Raw genomic sequence first — 15277 nt, 5'->3', positions numbered from 1 at the left:
GCTTGCTGAAAAAGCCCGCCGTCGCTGCGGGCTTTTTCATGCCTGAAACAAAAAAATGAAACCTGTGGTGATCCCACAGGTTTTTTCGTCAGGCCGACACCGAGTTCCACCGCGCCAGCAACGCCGGCAAATCGGTCAGGCTGCGAATCTCCGCATCGGGCAGGCGGTCGGCTTCCCATACCTTGCCCGCCGGGTTGAACCAGATCGCCCGCATTCCCGCCTGCTGCGCACCGGCAATGTCATCGCCCGGATGATCGCCAATGTGCACCGCCGTTTCAGCGGTCGCGCCACCGCGTTGCAAGGCCTCCTGGAACAATCGCGCGTCGGGTTTGGCGATGCCGATGTCTTCGGCGCACAGCGCAAACTTGAAATAATCCGCCAGGCCCAACCGACGCACATCGGCGTTGCCATTGGTGACCACGCCGAGGGCGTAATGATTGGCGAGGATTTCCAGGGTCGGTTCGACCTCCGGAAACACTTCGATCTGATGCCGGGCATGCAGGAATACTTCAAAGCTCTTGTCCGCCAGGTCCGAGGCTTCTGCATGGGTGTAGCCGGACTCTTCCAGTGCATGGAACAGCACCCGTCGACGCAGAGCGCTGATACGGTGCTTGAGGCCAGGCTCGTTGCTCAATACGCGCTCACGAATGCTCCACAAATGCTCCACCGGCACCGCCCCAAGATTGGGTGCGTGCTCGGTCAGCCATTCACGCAAAACGGCTTCGGCGCTGACGATGACAGGGGCGGTGTCCCACAAGGTGTCGTCGAGGTCGAAGGTGATCAACTGAATGCTCATGAATCGTCGCCCTTAATGCGTTTGGCCCTTGGGTGGGCGCTGTCGTAGACCGTGGCCAGGTGCTGGAAGTCCAGGTGGGTGTAGATCTGCGTGGTCTTGATGTCCGAGTGGCCGAGCAGTTCCTGCACCGCGCGCAGGTCCTGGGAGGATTCCAGCAAATGGCTGGCGAAGGAGTGCCGCAACATGTGCGGATGCAGGTTCTGCCCCAGTTCGCGTTCGCCGGCAGCCTTGACCCGCACCTGGATCGCCCGGGGGCCGAGACGGCGGCCTTGCTGGCTGACAAACACCGCATCGTCCGCCGGGTTGGCCATGGCCCGCAGTGGTAGCCACTGCTCCAGTGCTTCGCGAGCCTTTTGGCCCACCGGCAACAGTCGGGTCTTGCTGCCCTTGCCGAGCACCTGGACCATGCCGTCAGCCAGGTCGAGCTGATCGAGATTGAGCCCCGTCAGCTCCGACAGCCGCAAGCCGGAGGAATAGAACAGCTCGAGAATCGCCTGGTCCCGACGTGCCAGAAAGTCATCCTCCACACCACCTTCCAGCAGTTGCAGGGCGCGGTCGGTGTCGAGGGTTTTCGGCAGGCGGCGTTCGCCTTTGGGCGGCGCGAGGCCATTGGCCGGATCGTGGTCGCACAGGCCTTCGCGGTTCAGGTAGTGATAGAGCCCGCGAACGGCCGACAGCAATCGCGCCAGGCTGCGGGACGATTGACCTTGGGCATGCAGGCGGGCAATCAGGCTGCGCAGGCGCTGGATGTCCAGCGCCGTCCAGCTGCCGATGTTCTGTTTGACGCACCAGCCCAGCACTTTATCGAGGTCGCGGCGGTAGGCCGACAGCGTGTGCGGCGACACCTGCCGCTCACTGCGCAGGTGTTCGCAGTAAGCGTCCAGTTGTCGTTCCATGTTCAGCGTACCGAGCGCAGGGAGTTGTTGACCCGTGGCAGCACGCGACCCATGACTTCAGCGATGTAGCTCAGGAACAAGGTGCCCACCGAGCTTTTGTAGTGCTGCGGATCACGGCTGGCGATGGCCAGGATGCCGTGGATGCCCTGGTGGCTGATGGCGACGACCGCGGTGGAGCCGATCTGCTTGCGCTGTTCTTCGCCGAACAGGAAGTCCAGTTCATGCTCGCGCAGGCTGCCGCTGACACTTTTGTCTTCCGAGAGCAAGCCGCCGATGGCCACTTGAGCTTCGGCGTGAGTAACCCAGCGGCCCACCGGCATGGCGTTGTCGCCGAGCAGGATGAGGCTGACGAAGGGCACCTGGAATTCCTGGCGCAGGCTGTCTTCGACGCACATCACCACGTCTTCCAGGCTGGCAGCATCCATCAACGCGAGGATCAGGCGACGGGTCTTCTCGAACAGGCGGTCGTTGTCCCGGGCCACGTCCATCAAATGCGACAGGCGATGACGCAGTTCAATGTTGCGATCGCGCAGGATCGTCATCTGACGCTCCACCAGCGACACGGTATCGCCGCGTCGATGGGGAATGCGCAGGGACGGGAGCAGTTCTTCGTGCTCGACGAAGAAGTCCGGATGAGCCTCCAGGTACGCGGCTACAGCCGCCGCCTCCAGGCTTTCGGTCGGTGATTCGTCAGCTTGTCGTGCGGGTACCTGAGGCTTGTCGGTCATGGATTTCGCTCACTCAAAGACGCACTTGTCCTTCATATACGCGCACTGCCGGGCCGGTCATCATCACCGGTTGGCCAGGGCCTGCCCATTCGATGGACAAGCGCCCGCCAGGCAGGTCGATCAGTAGTGGCGAATCCATCCACCCCTGGCTGATCGCGGCCACTGCGGCGGCACAGGCGCCGGTTCCGCAAGCCTGGGTTTCCCCGGCTCCACGTTCCCAGACGCGCAACTGCGCGCGGCTCCGGTCGATGACCTGGAGAAAACCGACATTGACCCGCGCCGGGAAGCGCGGGTGGTGTTCGATTTTCGGCCCCAGTTCATGCACCGGTGCATTGTTGATATCGCTGACCCGCAGCACGGCATGGGGGTTGCCCATGGACACTGCGGCCAGATCGACCGGGGTGCCGTCGACGTCGACCTGATAACTCTTGGCCTGCTCCGGCGCCTGGAACGGAATATCCGCCGGCACCAGACGCGGGGCGCCCATGTTCACGCCGATCTGGCCGTCGCTACGAACGTCCAGCTCGATGATGCCGCTTTTGGTCTCGACGCGAATCAGCCGCTTTGCGGTCAGGCGCTTGTCGAGCACGAAGCGGGCGAAACAGCGCGCACCGTTGCCGCACTGTTCCACTTCGGAACCGTCGGAGTTGAAGATCCGATAGCGGAAATCCACGTCCGGATTGCTCGGCGCTTCAACGATCAGCAACTGGTCGAAACCGATGCCGGTGTGCCGGTCGCCCCATTGCTTGGCGTGCTTGGGCAGGATATGCGCGTGCTGGCTGACCAGGTCGAGGACCATGAAATCATTGCCCAGGCCGTGCATCTTGGTAAAACGCAGCAGCATGGTTTTACTCCGGCAGCAGGCTTTCGCCAGCAAACAACTCGGCTACCGTTTCACGGCGACGCACTTCAAATGCCTGATCACCGTCCACCAACACTTCTGCGGTACGGCCGCGGGTGTTGTAGTTGGAACTCATGACAAACCCGTAGGCACCGGCCGAATGCACGGCCAGCAGGTCGCCTTCTTCCAGCGCCAGCTGACGATCCTTGGCCAGGAAGTCGCCGGTCTCGCAGATCGGGCCGACGATGTCGTAGGCGCGGGCAGCGGAGGTGCGCGGGCGCACGGCCGTGACGTCCATCCAGGCCTGATACAGCGCCGGGCGGATCAGGTCGTTCATGGCCGCGTCGACGATGGCGAAGTCTTTGTGCTCGGTGTGCTTGAGGTATTCGACCTGGGTCAGCAATACACCGGCGTTGGCGACGATGAAGCGGCCCGGCTCGAACACCAGCGCCAGGTCACGACCGTCGAGGCGTTCACGCACGGCCTTGATGTAGTCGGCAGCCAGTGGCGGCTCCTCGTCCTTGTATCGCACGCCCAGGCCACCACCGAGATCGATGTGGCGCAGGTAGATGCCGCAATCGCCGAGGCGATCGACCAGGCCCAGCAGGCGGTCGAGGGCGTCGATGAACGGCGGCAGGGTGGTCAGTTGCGAGCCGATGTGGCAATCGACGCCGACCACTTCCAGGTTCGGCAGTTGCGCGGCACGCACGTACACGTCTTCGGCGTCGGCGATGGCGATGCCGAACTTGTTCTCTTTGAGACCGGTGGAAATGTACGGGTGGGTGCCGGCATCGACGTCCGGGTTCACACGCAGCGAAATCGGCGCGCGAACGCCCAGTTCGGCGGCGACCACTTGCAGGCGTTCCAGCTCGTCGGTGGATTCGACGTTGAAGCAGTGCACGCCGACTTCCAGGGCGCGACGCATGTCGTCACGGGTTTTGCCAACGCCGGAGAACACGATCTTGTCGGCGCTGCCGCCAGCGGCCAGTACACGTTCCAGTTCGCCACGGGAGACGATGTCGAAACCGGCGCCCAGGCGCGCCAGGACATTCAGTACACCCAGGTTGGAGTTGGCCTTTACAGCAAAGCACACCAGGTGCGGCATGCCGGCCAGTGCATCGGCGTAAGCCAGGTATTGGGCTTCGATGTGTGCGCGCGAGTAAACGTAGGTCGGTGTACCAAAGCGCTCGGCGATGGCAGACAGGGCAACACCTTCCGCGAACAGTTCACCGTCACGGTAGTTAAAAGCGTCCATGAGGTTCCCTTATTATTGGTAGACGTCGTGCTTGTGTGCTTTGGAAGCAGGCTGCTGCTGCGACGACTTGGCTTGCTCGACAGGGTCCTGGTCTGCATCGGGCAGGTACAGCGGGCCTTTTTGACCGCAGGCCGACACAAGGCAGGCAACCGCGAGGAGCGCAGCAAGGGAAGAGATCAGGCGCTTCATGGCGAAATCCTTGAAAATGCATTAATTGCGCCGGAGTATACCGGCCACCCGGCAGCTTGCCTATGCAACGGACCGCCCGTCCGGCGGGGCTTGGGCCGCGGCCGGTTGGTATCATGCAATCCCACAGGTCGTTATTCTTTGCAATCGACGGGGCTCGGTCGTATCTTGCGGCGCTTGAGCCTGATCAGACACTTTTTGAGGTTGCCGTAATGAGTTTGTCCGAAGCGCGTTTCCATGACCTTGTCGATGCCACCCAGCAAACCCTGGAGGACATCTTTGACGAGAGCGACCTGGATATCGACCTCGAAAGCTCGGCCGGTGTGCTGACCGTCAAGTTCGAGAGCGGCAGCCAGTTGATCTTCAGTCGCCAGGAGCCGCTGCGTCAGCTGTGGCTGGCGGCGGTGTCCGGTGGTTTCCACTTCGACTATGACGAAGAAAGCGAGCGCTGGATGTGCGACAAGAGCGAAGAGCAGTTGGGTGAAATGCTTGTGCGTATCGTCCAGCAGCAGGCCGGTGTCGAGCTCGATTTCGAAGGCCTGTGAGATCGTGACCCAGCCTGCACCTGTCCGTGCGCCCAAGCCGCTCTATAGCAACGTCAGCCCGGCGGTGCCATCGCCGTGCAGCGGTGTGTGCCGGCTGGACGAGCAGAAAGTCTGCCTGGGTTGCTTCCGTCACGTCGAAGACATCCGCGAATGGCGTTCGGCCGATGACGAACGTCGGCGGGTGATTTGTGAGCAGGCTTCGAATCGCAAGGCCGGCGCTCTGTAGGAGCTGCCGAAGGCTGCGATCTTTTGGCAGCTCTGAAGATTGCCGAAGAACAAGATCAAAAGATCGCAGCCTACGGCAGCTCCTACGCCGCCGGGTGGCGGCTTGTATATTTTTTGAGCTGTGATAGTGTCCGGATATGCCTCAACCCATCGAGGCTTGTGAAAACCCCGCCTTTTCTGGCGGGGTTTTGCTTTTTTCGTGCAGAAGAAAGGAGTCTGCCCTGATCATGACCGCACCTTCCATCACCCTTACCCGTCTGGACGTCCAGCGTCTGGAGCGTCTGATCGACAGCCTGGATGACACGCTGCCGGGCGTTATCGCGTTGCAAACCGAACTGGATCGCGCCGATACCCTGGTCGGCCACGATGAAGTGCCGGCGGATGTCGTGACCATGAATTCCCGTGTGCATTGCCGCGAAGAAGGCAGTGGCAAGGACTACCACCTGACCCTGGTGTACCCCAAGGATGCGAACGCCGACGAAGGCAAGGTCTCGATCCTGGCGCCGGTGGGCAGCGCGCTGCTCGGCCTGAAGGTTGGCCAGCATATCGATTGGCCGGCTCCGGGCGGCAAGACCCTGAAGCTGACGCTGCTGGAAGTCGAATCGCAGCCGGCCAATGGCGGCGCGTTCCCAGAGTGACATCTCTCAGGCCTGATCGAGCGCCTCGTTCAATGCCAGCTCCAGGTCAGCTTTGTAGCGCAGGTACAGATGGGTGGAACTCTGCCCTTCACCGAGCAGGCCTGACAGGTCGAGATCGGTGATGTAGCAGCGGTAGCGTTCGGTTTCCCGGCGCTGCCCGACGATTTCCCGGGCGACCACGCGGAACAACTGGTCGCCATGTTCCAGCTCGGAAAACTCCCGTTGATTGCAATACAACGTCACCTGCACCTGACTCGGTGCGGCTTTGCCGACGATCGCCTGCACGTCGTAGAACGGTTTGTTCACTGGCGTCTGCGGTACGGGTCGGGCTTCGATGCGGCGCGCCCGGCCAGGGCCTGACGGCAGCAACTGGCAATACAGGGTGTCGAGGCTCAAGGGGTGGGTCGCGTCCATCGGCAGCAGGGCATCGCGACGGTACTGGATCGATTGCAGGAAACGCTGCAGCGGCACCAGCAGGCTTTGCTCATCGTGCCAGGGCAGGCGTTGCTGCCACAGGGCGTTGAACTCATCGAGCACGTACAGATCAGCCTGATCTTCGTTGACCCGGTAGAACACTTGAATGCAGTCCGGCTGGCCCGTTGGCAGGAACAGCGCGAGGTCGTGGTCTTCCAGTGCCTTCGGATCGAGGTGCAACGGGCTGTAGCTCGCCATTTCCTTGCCCAGGTAATCGATCAGTGCCGGCAGAGTGGCCAGCGCGATGTGCTGGACCTGGCCCGGCACCAACTCCAGCACGTGGTAGTGCTGCTGGACCTGGATCAGGTAGCGATGATTGAGTCGGCTCAGCAGCAGGTTCTGCGCGGTATCGAGGATTTCCTCGACCCGTTGGGCAATGAACTGCGCGCGGTTATGGCAGAAGCAACGCACCCTCAGCTTCGGCTGTTGTGGCCCGGCCGGCAGGTTGTTGAGGTAGTCGCGGATGCAGTCGAGCAGGGAGTGGGGGCCGTCGTAGCGACCGACCAGCACCTCATTCCAGCTGTTTAGCGTGACCTGGTCCAGGGTTAGCACCAGATTTTCCCTGACACCGGCGTAGCTCAGGGAGTCGGTGCGTTCGGTGGTCATGAGGATGTTCAGGTCGCGATGGTGCTTGAGCGGATCGATGCCGACATTCACCAAAATCAGCACTTCACTCGGCACGCTGGCGCGCAGCAGAGGTTCCTCGGCGACGGTGGGCAAGGGCAGGGCGATGGTCTGTTGCAGGCTGCCGAGCAGGTTGAACAGTTCGAATTCGCTCAAGTCGCTGGTGCCGGGGTGCAAGGCCAGGCGGGTACTGCTGTCGATCACGCCATTGCGGTGGCACCAGGTCAGTAGTTCGAGCAAGTGACGGCTGCGTTTGATCGGCGCGAAATGCTCCCACTCCAGTGCCGTCAGGCTGCCGTTGTACAAGCCCCACTGGCTTTGCCCCGGTTCCTTCTTGTTCGGTGCGTGCACCAGCGTCAGGGTGTCTTCAGCCAGGTCCGGGGCGATGCCGGGGTTGATGAATTCGACTTTGCCGGCCTTGCGCTCGAAAGCGGCGTACAGGCGACGGCCGAGAACGCTCAGGTCGCGCTTGTTGATGCGGCTGACCGTTTGTTCGTGACGGGCAAACTGGGTGAGGAAGCGGTAGCTGTAGTTCAGCTCGTTGACCAGTGCCCGCCGCTCGGAACTGACCTGGCGGACTTTCCACTGGCTGCGGCTGTCGAGCAGGGCCAGTTGGCGCTGGTCCCAGTGCCATTCGTGGGCCAGGCGTTCGAGCAAAGAGCGCTGCCAGCTCTGGGTGCGGCTGTTGCCGGTGAGTTTGCGATTGACCTTCAGGTACAGCGCGCGACGCACCAGTTCCAGCCGTTCCGGTTCGTTGCGGGCAATAAGGTATTCCTCGATGCGCCGGTACACCACGACGTACGGATCCAGTTCGTCGAGGTCGAGGCGGTTGGCGAACACCGCTTGCTTGAAGCGCAGGCTCAGGCAATGGACCCTGGGGTGCTCACTGGCGTAAACCTCGGTCAGCAGCAGCTTGAGTACCGACTTGTAAGGCGACTCGATGCCCTTGAACAACTGCCAGAGCCCGGCACCGATAAATTCGCCGGGAGGGATGTAGGCCAGGTTGCCGAGGTCGAGGGTTTCATCGGCACGAATGAAGCGTTTGGAGATCAAGGCATGGGTGTAGCGGTCGTAGCTCGACTCTTCGTAGACCGGCACCAGCCACCAGATCGGTGTGCGCCCGGCGAGCCAGATCGCGGTGCGGTAAAACTCGTCCAGCAACAGGTAGTGCTGGGTGGTACCGCAATCCTCTGAGCTCAGCTGGGTATCGCGCTCGCCACGGACGAAACGGCTCGGGTCGATCAGGAAAAAATGCGCTTCTGCGCCCTGGCTGGCGGCCCAGGTTTCCAGCAACTGGCATTTTTTGCGCAGCTCGGCGAGTTCGTTCTCGGTCAGGTCCGGCCCATGGCAGACCCACACATCCATGTCGCTCTGGTCGGCCTGCGCCAGGGTGCCGAGGCTGCCCATCAGGAACAGTCCGTGAATCGGCCTTGGCGGGTTGCTGCCGTGGCGCGGTTTGTAGGAAAACGAGCGGGTCAGGCGCTGGGCTTCAGCAAGGACATTGGCATCCGGTTCGAAATTCGACAGCCCGGCCGGCGTACTGCCGGAAACGTAGCCGGGCAACAGCGGATGGTTAACGTGGAAAAACAGCGGCAGCAAGGTCAGGACCCCTTGCTGGCGGGTCGACAACCCTTCCATGGCACGAGCCATGCGTCCTTCGTTGAGTTTCAGAAAGCGTGCGCGCAGCTGGCTGAGAACCTTGCGGTCGATTCCCTCGTCCAGATCAGGGCGGATTTCATGGGTGCGCGTCATGTCAGCTCAAACCGGCTCGCAGGGCTCGGACGTGGGGCTCTTCGGATGAGGGGCAGTTTAGCGCCTTGAGGCGAGGACTTTTAAGCTGATTTTGTTTTTCTGGCGTCAGATTTCTAACGGATGGAGACAGAAATCAGGGGAATGTGCCCGCGGAAATCCCTGGATCGGGGTCTCCGTGGGCGATGCGGCAGAATTCAGGCTGTTACTTCGGCGTTAAGAATGGTCAGCACGGTTTGCACATTTTGCGCGGCGTCACGACCCAGGCTTGTCAGGTAACCGCCATCAGGCTGGTCGGTCAGTTCTTTTTCAAAGAGGCGTTTGGCGGCGGCAATGTGTTTCGGGGCAGCGGTCTGATGAATTTTCAGACCTTCCTGGGAACTGTCCAGGTTGAAGAGTGCGAGGACTTCCAGTTCGGCAACCAACTCAGGGGTAAGCGACATAAGGACTCCAGACTTTCTAGGAATTGGACGACAGCGCCCCTAAGGTGAGCCCACTTGCGCGGCATGTCCAGTGCTCGCGACAGGGTTTTTTGCCTTGGGTAGCCTTCCCCCGGTGGATGGTGGGGCAGCGGGGTGTTTCCAGTGTAGTCAGGTGCCGGGAGACGGCAGGCGGGATTGGCAACAAAATGTGTGGGAGCGGCATTTTGTGGCGAGGGAGCTTGCTCCTTCGCCACAGGAATCGGTGTCGATGCTTACTGCTTTTCCGGCGGCAACTCGGGCAATGCGCGCAGGGCAGCTTCGTACCATTCAGTGTTGAACGCGCGGTCTTCTTCGAGAATCGCGTCGATTTCTACCGCCAAAACGTGAGCCATCAGGTTAAGAATTTCTTCGCGCTCGTAACCCACCAGCGTCAGCTTGTTGAACGTCGCTTTGGCAGCCGGCGGGTTGTCGCTTTCGATCTGGTTTTCGATGGCCTGGATCAGGGTACTTTCGGCGAACTCTTCTTCGTCGTTGTCGATATCGGTTGGCTCGCTCATGGCAGGCTCCTCAGGGAAAGGCGGCCAGTTTACCCGCATTCAGCGGCGTGATGCTGCTGGCAAGAATCCCGGCAGCGTTCTATAAACAGGCACTGCCCACCCCGCATGGCCTGGAGGCTTTGTGATGATCAAGCTTTATGGATTCTCCGTCAGTAACTACTACAACATGGTCAAACTGGCGCTGCTGGAAAAAGGCCTGCCCTTCGAAGAAGTACCGTTTTACGCGGGCACCAGCCCCGAGGCACTGGCCATCAGCCCTCGCGGAAAGGTCCCGGTGCTGCAGGTAGAGCAGGGCTTCATCAATGAAACCAGCGTGATCCTCGAATACATCGAGCAAAGCCAGAAAGGCACGCCGCTGCTGCCGAGCGATCCGTTCGAGCGCGCGCAGGTGCTGGCACTGGCCAGGGAAATCGAGCTGTACATCGAATTGCCAGGCCGGGCCTGCTATCCCGAAGCCTTTTTCGGCATGACCCAGCCGGAAGCGATCAAGGAAAAAACCAAAGCCGAATTGTTGCTGGGGATGGCGGCGCTGGGCCGGCACGGCAAATTCAGCCCTTACGTGGCTGGCGACAGCTTGAGCGTGGCGGATTTGTATTTCCTGTTCAGCGTGCCGCTGGCGTGTGGGGTCGCCAAGAAGTTGTTTGACATCGATCTGTTGGCCGAGATGCCGAAGGCCAAGGCGCTGCTGGAGTTTTTGGGGGGTAATCCGAATGTGCAGCGTGTGGCGGCGGACCGGGAGGCCGCGATGCCGGCGTTCATGGCGATGATTGCTGCCAAGAAGTAGTTCTGTGGGGTTTTGAAGACAGTCATCGCGAGCAGGCTCGCTCCCACTGGATTGGATGTGCGAACACTATCCAGTGTGGGAGCGAGCCTGCTCGCGAAGCTTTTGGCGATTTAGCGGCTGGCGAGCAACGCCTGGCCGCGAGCCACGGCAGCCTTCACCTGCGCCGGCGCGGTGCCGCCGATGTGGTTACGGGCATTGACCGAGCCTTCCAGGGTCAGCACGGCGAACACGTCCTGGTCGATCTGGTCGCTGAACTTGCGCAGTTCTTCCAGGCTCATTTCCGCCAGGTCCTTGCCGCTGTCCACGCCGTACTTCACGGCATGGCCAACGATTTCGTGGCAATCACGGAATGGCAGGCCGCGACGCACCAGGTAGTCGGCCAGGTCGGTGGCAGTGGAGAAACCGCGCAGGGCTGCTTCGCGCATCATCGCGTGCTTGGGTTTGATCGCCGGCACCATGTCGGCAAAGGCCCGCAGCGAGTCGCGCAGGGTGTCGGCGGCGTCGAACAGCGGTTCCTTGTCTTCCTGGTTGTCCTTGTTGTAGGCCAGGGGCTGGCCTTTCATCAGGGTCAGCAGGCCCATCAGCGCGCCGAATACGCGACCGGTCTTGCCACGCACGAGCTCCGGCACGTCCGGGTTTTTCTTTTGCGGCATGATCGAGCTGCCGGTGCAGAAACGGTCGGGCAGATCGATGAACTGGAACTGCGCGCTGGTCCACAGCACCAGCTCTTCGGAGAAACGCGACAGGTGCATCATCGCGATACTGGCCGCCGAGCAGAATTCGATGGCGAAATCACGATCGGAGACGTTGTCCAGCGAATTGCCGCCAACCGCGTCGAAACCCAGGAGTTGGGCGGTGTATTCGCGATCGATTGGGTAGGTGGTGCCGGCCAACGCCGCGCTGCCCAGCGGCATGCGGTTAGTGCGCTTGCGGCAGTCGACCAGGCGTTCGTAGTCGCGGCTGAGCATTTCGAACCAGGCCAGCATGTGGTGTCCGAACGTCACCGGCTGTGCGGTCTGCAGGTGGGTGAACCCCGGCATGATGCTGGCGGCTTCGCGCTCGGCCTGCTCCAGCAGGCCTTTTTGCAGACGGGTGATTTCGGCCAGGATCAGGTCGATCTCGTCACGCAGCCACAGACGGATGTCGGTGGCGACCTGATCGTTACGGCTGCGGCCGGTGTGCAGTTTTTTACCGGTCACACCGATGCGGTCGGTCAGGCGTGCCTCGATGTTCATGTGGACGTCTTCGAGGTCGATGCGCCAGTCGAACTGACCGGCCTCGATTTCACCCTGAATGGTGTTCAGGCCATCGATGATGCTGTCGCGCTCGGCATCGGTCAGCACGCCGACCTTGGCCAGCATGGTGGCGTGGGCGATCGAGCCCATGATGTCGTGGCGATACAGGCGCTGGTCGAAGGTGACGGAGGCGGTGAAGCGGGCGACGAAGGCGTCGACGGGTTCACTGAAGCGGCCGCCCCAGGACTGATTGGTCTTGTCAGTGCTCATGAATTCGCTCGTATCGGCTTGAAGTAAGAAGGCGTGGAACGCTGGCGCGGATAATAACAGGGTTGCCAATCCTGTCGCTGACACTGGTCGATACGTTTTTTTGGGGGAGAAAGCCTGGGCCCGGGCAAGACCCGCGCATTTTTGCCGAACGATATTTTCCAATTGAGCTATATCGTCCCGGCAACCGTCTACAGTTGGACAGTAGGATCAGCGCACTTCTCGGTGCAGCCGCTGACTATAAAAAGAGTGGGGTGTTCATATTGCGTATCAGCAAACCCTGTGGCGATGCGTCGCCAACGCGGGCCTGGGCCGCCAATCGCCCGGCAGATGAAAATTTAGCCGCCGGACCAACGGCACTTTTTGACGCTCGCGCTAGTCTTAGCGTGGATCGCGGTGACGGATGTCACTTCACCTGTCTACGCTATCCTTGTGCGAGACTCACGCAGGAATCCAGCGCAATATGAATGTCCTGATCGTTGATGACGAACCCTTGGCCCGCGAGCGCCTGAGCCGAATGGTTGGCGAACTCGAGGGATACAGTGTCCTGGAGCCTAGTGCCACGAATGGCGAAGAGGCGTTGGCACTGATCGACAGCCACAAGCCGGATATCGTGCTGCTTGATATCCGCATGCCCGGCCTCGATGGGCTGCAAGTGGCTGCGCGGTTGTGTGAACGCGAAACTCCGCCCGCCGTGGTGTTCTGCGCCGGGCCCGATGAATTTGCCGTGGAAGCCTTACAGGCCAGCGCCGTAGGCTATCTGGTGAAACCTGTGAGAACTGAACAATTACATGACGCATTAAAGAGAGCCGAGCGCCCCAATCGTGCCCAGCTCGCCGCCCTGACCCGCCCTGCTGCCGAAAGCGGCAACGGCCCGCGCAGCCATATCAGCGCCCGAACCCGTAAAGGGATCGAGCTGATTCCGCTGGATCAGGTGGTGTATTTCATTGCCGACCATAAATACGTGACCTTGCGCCACGAAAGCGGCGAAGTGCTGCTCGATGAGCCGCTCAAGGCTCTCGAAGATGAATTCGGTGACCGTTTCGTGCGTATCCATCGCAATGCACTGGTCGCCCGCGAGCGTATCGAGCGATTGCAACGCACACCCCTGGGGCATTTTCAGTTGTTCCTCAAAGGTCTCAACGGTGATGCGCTGATCGTCAGCCGTCGTCATGTGGCTGGGGTGCGCAAAATGATGCAACAGCTTTAAACAGCTGTTCGCAGGCCAATTTTACACCCGATTGCCGGACGTCCGGGGCCAGGGAGGCCGAGTAGTATCTGATACAAGTCAAAGTGGATTTGACTGAGCTGTTATTATCCGTCGTATCTATTCAGTACGGATTGATCCATGTCCTCTCGCCAGATCCGCATCGCCACCCGCAAAAGCGCTCTCGCCCTGTGGCAGGCCGAATACGTCAAAGCTCGTCTTGAGGCGGCTCATCCGGGCCTGCTGGTGACCCTCGTTCCCATGGTCAGCCGTGGTGACAAGCTGCTTGACTCACCGCTGTCGAAAATCGGCGGCAAGGGCCTGTTCGTCAAGGAACTCGAAACCGCGCTGCTGGAAAATGAAGCCGACATCGCCGTGCACTCCATGAAGGACGTGCCGATGGACTTCCCCGAAGGCCTCGGTCTGTTCTGCATCTGCGAGCGGGAAGACCCGCGCGATGCCTTCGTTTCCAACACTTACACCAGCCTGGATGAGTTGCCTCAGGGCAGCATCGTCGGCACCTCCAGCCTGCGCCGCCAGGCTCAATTGCTGACCCGTCGCCCGGACCTGCAAATCCGCTTCCTGCGCGGCAACGTCAACACCCGCCTGGCCAAGCTCGATGCCGGCGAATACGACGCCATCATCCTCGCCGCTGCCGGCCTGATCCGCCTGGGATTCGAAGACCGCATCACCTCGGCCATCAGCGTTGACGACAGCCTTCCGGCCGGTGGCCAGGGCGCGGTGGGTATCGAATGCCGCAGCGCCGACAGTGAAATCCATGCGTTGCTGACCCCCCTGCATCACCAGGACACCGCCACCCGCGTGACCGCCGAACGAGCCCTCAACAAGCACCTCAATGGCGGCTGCCAGGTGCCGATTGCCTGCTACGCCGTGCTGGAAGGTGAGCAGGTCTGGTTGCGCGGATTGGTGGGCGATCCAGCCGGTGGCCTGCTGCTCAGCGCACAAGCCCGCGCCCCTCGCGGCGATGCCGAGGCGCTGGGTGTGCGAGTCGCCGAAGACCTGCTCAGCCAGGGGGCCGATGCCATCCTCAAAGCGGTCTATGGCGAGGCTGGTCACGAGTGATCGGCTGGCGCTTGCTGCTGACGCGTCCCGCCGAAGAAGCGGAGGCGCTGAGCAGCCTTTTGGCCGAGCAGGGGATATTCAGTAACAGTCTGCCGCTTTTGGACATCATGCCCATTGCGGCCACTGACACAATGCGCCAGGTGATTCAGGCGCTGGATCAGTTCTGCGCCGTCATCGTGGTCAGCAAGCCGGCCGCCCGGATCGGCGTCGAACTGCTCGAGCGATATTGGTTGTCACCGCCTGGTGTGAAGTGGTTCAGCGTCGGCGCGGCGACTGCGCAGATCCTCGAAGATCACGGGCTGGACGTGAGCTTCCCGGCAGAAGGCGATGACAGTGAAGCCTTGCTCGAACTTTCCCGATTGCGCGAGGCTATCGCACAACCCGATGCGCGAGTGCTGATCTTGCGCGGGGAGGGCGGTCGCGAGTTGCTGGCTGAGCGTTTGCGTGAGCTTGGTGCTAGTGTCGAGTATCTGGAGTTGTACCGCCGAGGATTGCCGATTTACCCGCCGACACTGCTACCGCAACGGATCCAGGCGGAACGCCTGAACGGGCTGGTGGTCAGCAGTGGACAAGGTTTTGAGCACCTGCATCAACTGGCCGGCGATGTCTGGCCGCAGTTGGCGCGGTTGCCGTTGTTTGTACCGAGCCCCAGGGTTGCCGAAATGGCGCGTGCCGCCGGGGCCAAAACAGTTGTGGATTGTCGCGGCGCCAGTGCCGCGGCCTTGCTGACGGCGTTACGGGAGCACCCCGTACCCGTTTTCTGAT

Annotated in this window: 17 protein-coding genes and 1 pseudogene; 8 read left to right on the top strand and 10 right to left on the bottom strand. The window is 61.3% G+C overall.

Annotated elements, in window-relative coordinates:
* Positions 1-88: 88 nt before the first annotated feature.
* Genes AC3IP0_RS27540 through lptM form a run of 6 tightly spaced genes read right to left on the bottom strand, consistent with a single transcriptional unit; the run spans position 89 to position 4705 of the window.
* Positions 89-796 (bottom strand): HAD family hydrolase, encoded by a 708-nt coding sequence (locus AC3IP0_RS27540; RefSeq protein ID WP_489317664.1) that lies wholly within the window; start codon positions 794-796, stop codon positions 89-91.
* The gene (gene xerC / locus AC3IP0_RS27535; RefSeq protein WP_489317663.1) at positions 793-1692 is read right to left on the bottom strand and encodes a tyrosine recombinase XerC; all 900 of its coding nucleotides are present in this window, start codon (positions 1690-1692) and stop codon (positions 793-795) included. The genes AC3IP0_RS27540 and xerC overlap by 4 nt, the downstream gene beginning before the upstream one ends.
* Positions 1693-1694: 2 nt before the next feature.
* Positions 1695-2420, bottom strand: a complete 726-nt coding sequence (locus AC3IP0_RS27530; protein ID WP_489317662.1) for a DUF484 family protein — start codon at positions 2418-2420, stop codon at positions 1695-1697.
* A 13-nt stretch (positions 2421-2433) separates the two neighbouring features.
* The gene (dapF, locus tag AC3IP0_RS27525) at positions 2434-3264 is read right to left on the bottom strand and encodes a diaminopimelate epimerase (protein ID WP_489326332.1); all 831 of its coding nucleotides are present in this window, start codon (positions 3262-3264) and stop codon (positions 2434-2436) included.
* Between the two features lie 4 nt (positions 3265-3268).
* The gene (gene lysA, locus AC3IP0_RS27520; protein WP_223455380.1) at positions 3269-4516 is read right to left on the bottom strand and encodes a diaminopimelate decarboxylase; all 1248 of its coding nucleotides are present in this window, start codon (positions 4514-4516) and stop codon (positions 3269-3271) included.
* Positions 4517-4528: 12 nt separating this feature from the next.
* Entirely contained in the window at positions 4529-4705 is a 177-nt protein-coding gene (gene lptM, locus AC3IP0_RS27515; protein ID WP_150716244.1) for an LPS translocon maturation chaperone LptM, read from the bottom strand.
* 209 nt (positions 4706-4914) lie between these two features.
* Here lptM and cyaY point away from each other — a divergent pair, with 209 nt between their 5' ends.
* From cyaY to rnk, 3 genes are all read left to right on the top strand, one after another.
* Positions 4915-5247: an iron donor protein CyaY gene (gene cyaY, locus AC3IP0_RS27510; protein WP_489317660.1), complete on the top strand. Its 333-nt coding sequence runs from the start codon at positions 4915-4917 to the stop codon at positions 5245-5247.
* Positions 5248-5251: 4 nt separating this feature from the next.
* Positions 5252-5473, top strand: a complete 222-nt coding sequence (locus AC3IP0_RS27505) for a DUF1289 domain-containing protein (RefSeq protein WP_489317659.1) — start codon at positions 5252-5254, stop codon at positions 5471-5473.
* Positions 5474-5699: 226 nt separating this feature from the next.
* On the top strand, positions 5700-6110 hold the full coding sequence (rnk, locus tag AC3IP0_RS27500; protein ID WP_008050852.1) for a nucleoside diphosphate kinase regulator: 411 nt from the start codon (positions 5700-5702) through the stop codon (positions 6108-6110).
* A 6-nt stretch (positions 6111-6116) separates the two neighbouring features.
* Here the strand turns inward: rnk and AC3IP0_RS27495 are convergent, their stop codons facing one another.
* From AC3IP0_RS27495 to AC3IP0_RS27485, 3 genes are all read right to left on the bottom strand, one after another.
* On the bottom strand, positions 6117-8960 hold the full coding sequence (locus tag AC3IP0_RS27495) for a class I adenylate cyclase (RefSeq protein WP_489317658.1): 2844 nt from the start codon (positions 8958-8960) through the stop codon (positions 6117-6119).
* 194 nt (positions 8961-9154) lie between these two features.
* Complete coding sequence (locus AC3IP0_RS27490; RefSeq protein WP_057712785.1) at positions 9155-9400, bottom strand: TIGR02647 family protein; 246 nt, start codon at positions 9398-9400, stop codon at positions 9155-9157.
* Between the two features lie 251 nt (positions 9401-9651).
* Complete coding sequence (locus tag AC3IP0_RS27485) at positions 9652-9936, bottom strand: hypothetical protein (protein WP_046039010.1); 285 nt, start codon at positions 9934-9936, stop codon at positions 9652-9654.
* 124 nt (positions 9937-10060) lie between these two features.
* Between AC3IP0_RS27485 and AC3IP0_RS27480 the strand changes: the two genes are divergently transcribed.
* Positions 10061-10720, top strand: a complete 660-nt coding sequence (locus AC3IP0_RS27480) for a glutathione S-transferase family protein (protein WP_489317657.1) — start codon at positions 10061-10063, stop codon at positions 10718-10720.
* Positions 10721-10830: 110 nt separating this feature from the next.
* On the opposite strand, the gene argH is transcribed toward AC3IP0_RS27480, so the two are convergent.
* The gene (gene argH, locus AC3IP0_RS27475; RefSeq protein ID WP_008001478.1) at positions 10831-12225 is read right to left on the bottom strand and encodes an argininosuccinate lyase; all 1395 of its coding nucleotides are present in this window, start codon (positions 12223-12225) and stop codon (positions 10831-10833) included.
* 347 nt (positions 12226-12572) lie between these two features.
* Here argH and AC3IP0_RS27470 point away from each other — a divergent pair.
* The 4 genes and pseudogenes from AC3IP0_RS27470 to AC3IP0_RS27455 all read left to right on the top strand — a co-directional run.
* Positions 12573-12689: pseudogene (locus tag AC3IP0_RS27470) on the top strand (sensor histidine kinase); the annotation flags it as partial.
* A complete protein-coding gene (locus tag AC3IP0_RS27465; protein WP_008048635.1) occupies positions 12686-13432 on the top strand; it encodes a LytR/AlgR family response regulator transcription factor in 747 nt (248 codons plus the stop codon). The pseudogene AC3IP0_RS27470 and the gene AC3IP0_RS27465, both read left to right, overlap by 4 nt.
* 138 nt (positions 13433-13570) lie before the next feature.
* The gene (gene hemC, locus AC3IP0_RS27460; RefSeq protein ID WP_489317656.1) at positions 13571-14512 is read left to right on the top strand and encodes a hydroxymethylbilane synthase; all 942 of its coding nucleotides are present in this window, start codon (positions 13571-13573) and stop codon (positions 14510-14512) included.
* Positions 14509-15276: a uroporphyrinogen-III synthase gene (locus AC3IP0_RS27455; RefSeq protein WP_489317655.1), complete on the top strand. Its 768-nt coding sequence runs from the start codon at positions 14509-14511 to the stop codon at positions 15274-15276. Before hemC ends, AC3IP0_RS27455 begins: the two co-directional genes overlap by 4 nt.
* The last annotated feature ends 1 nt before the right edge of the window (position 15277 follow it).

The sequence above is a fragment of the Pseudomonas sp. GL_103 genome (assembly GCF_057835175.1).
Note: the sequence above shows the minus strand (reverse complement) of the source record. Positions and strands in the feature narration are given on the sequence as shown.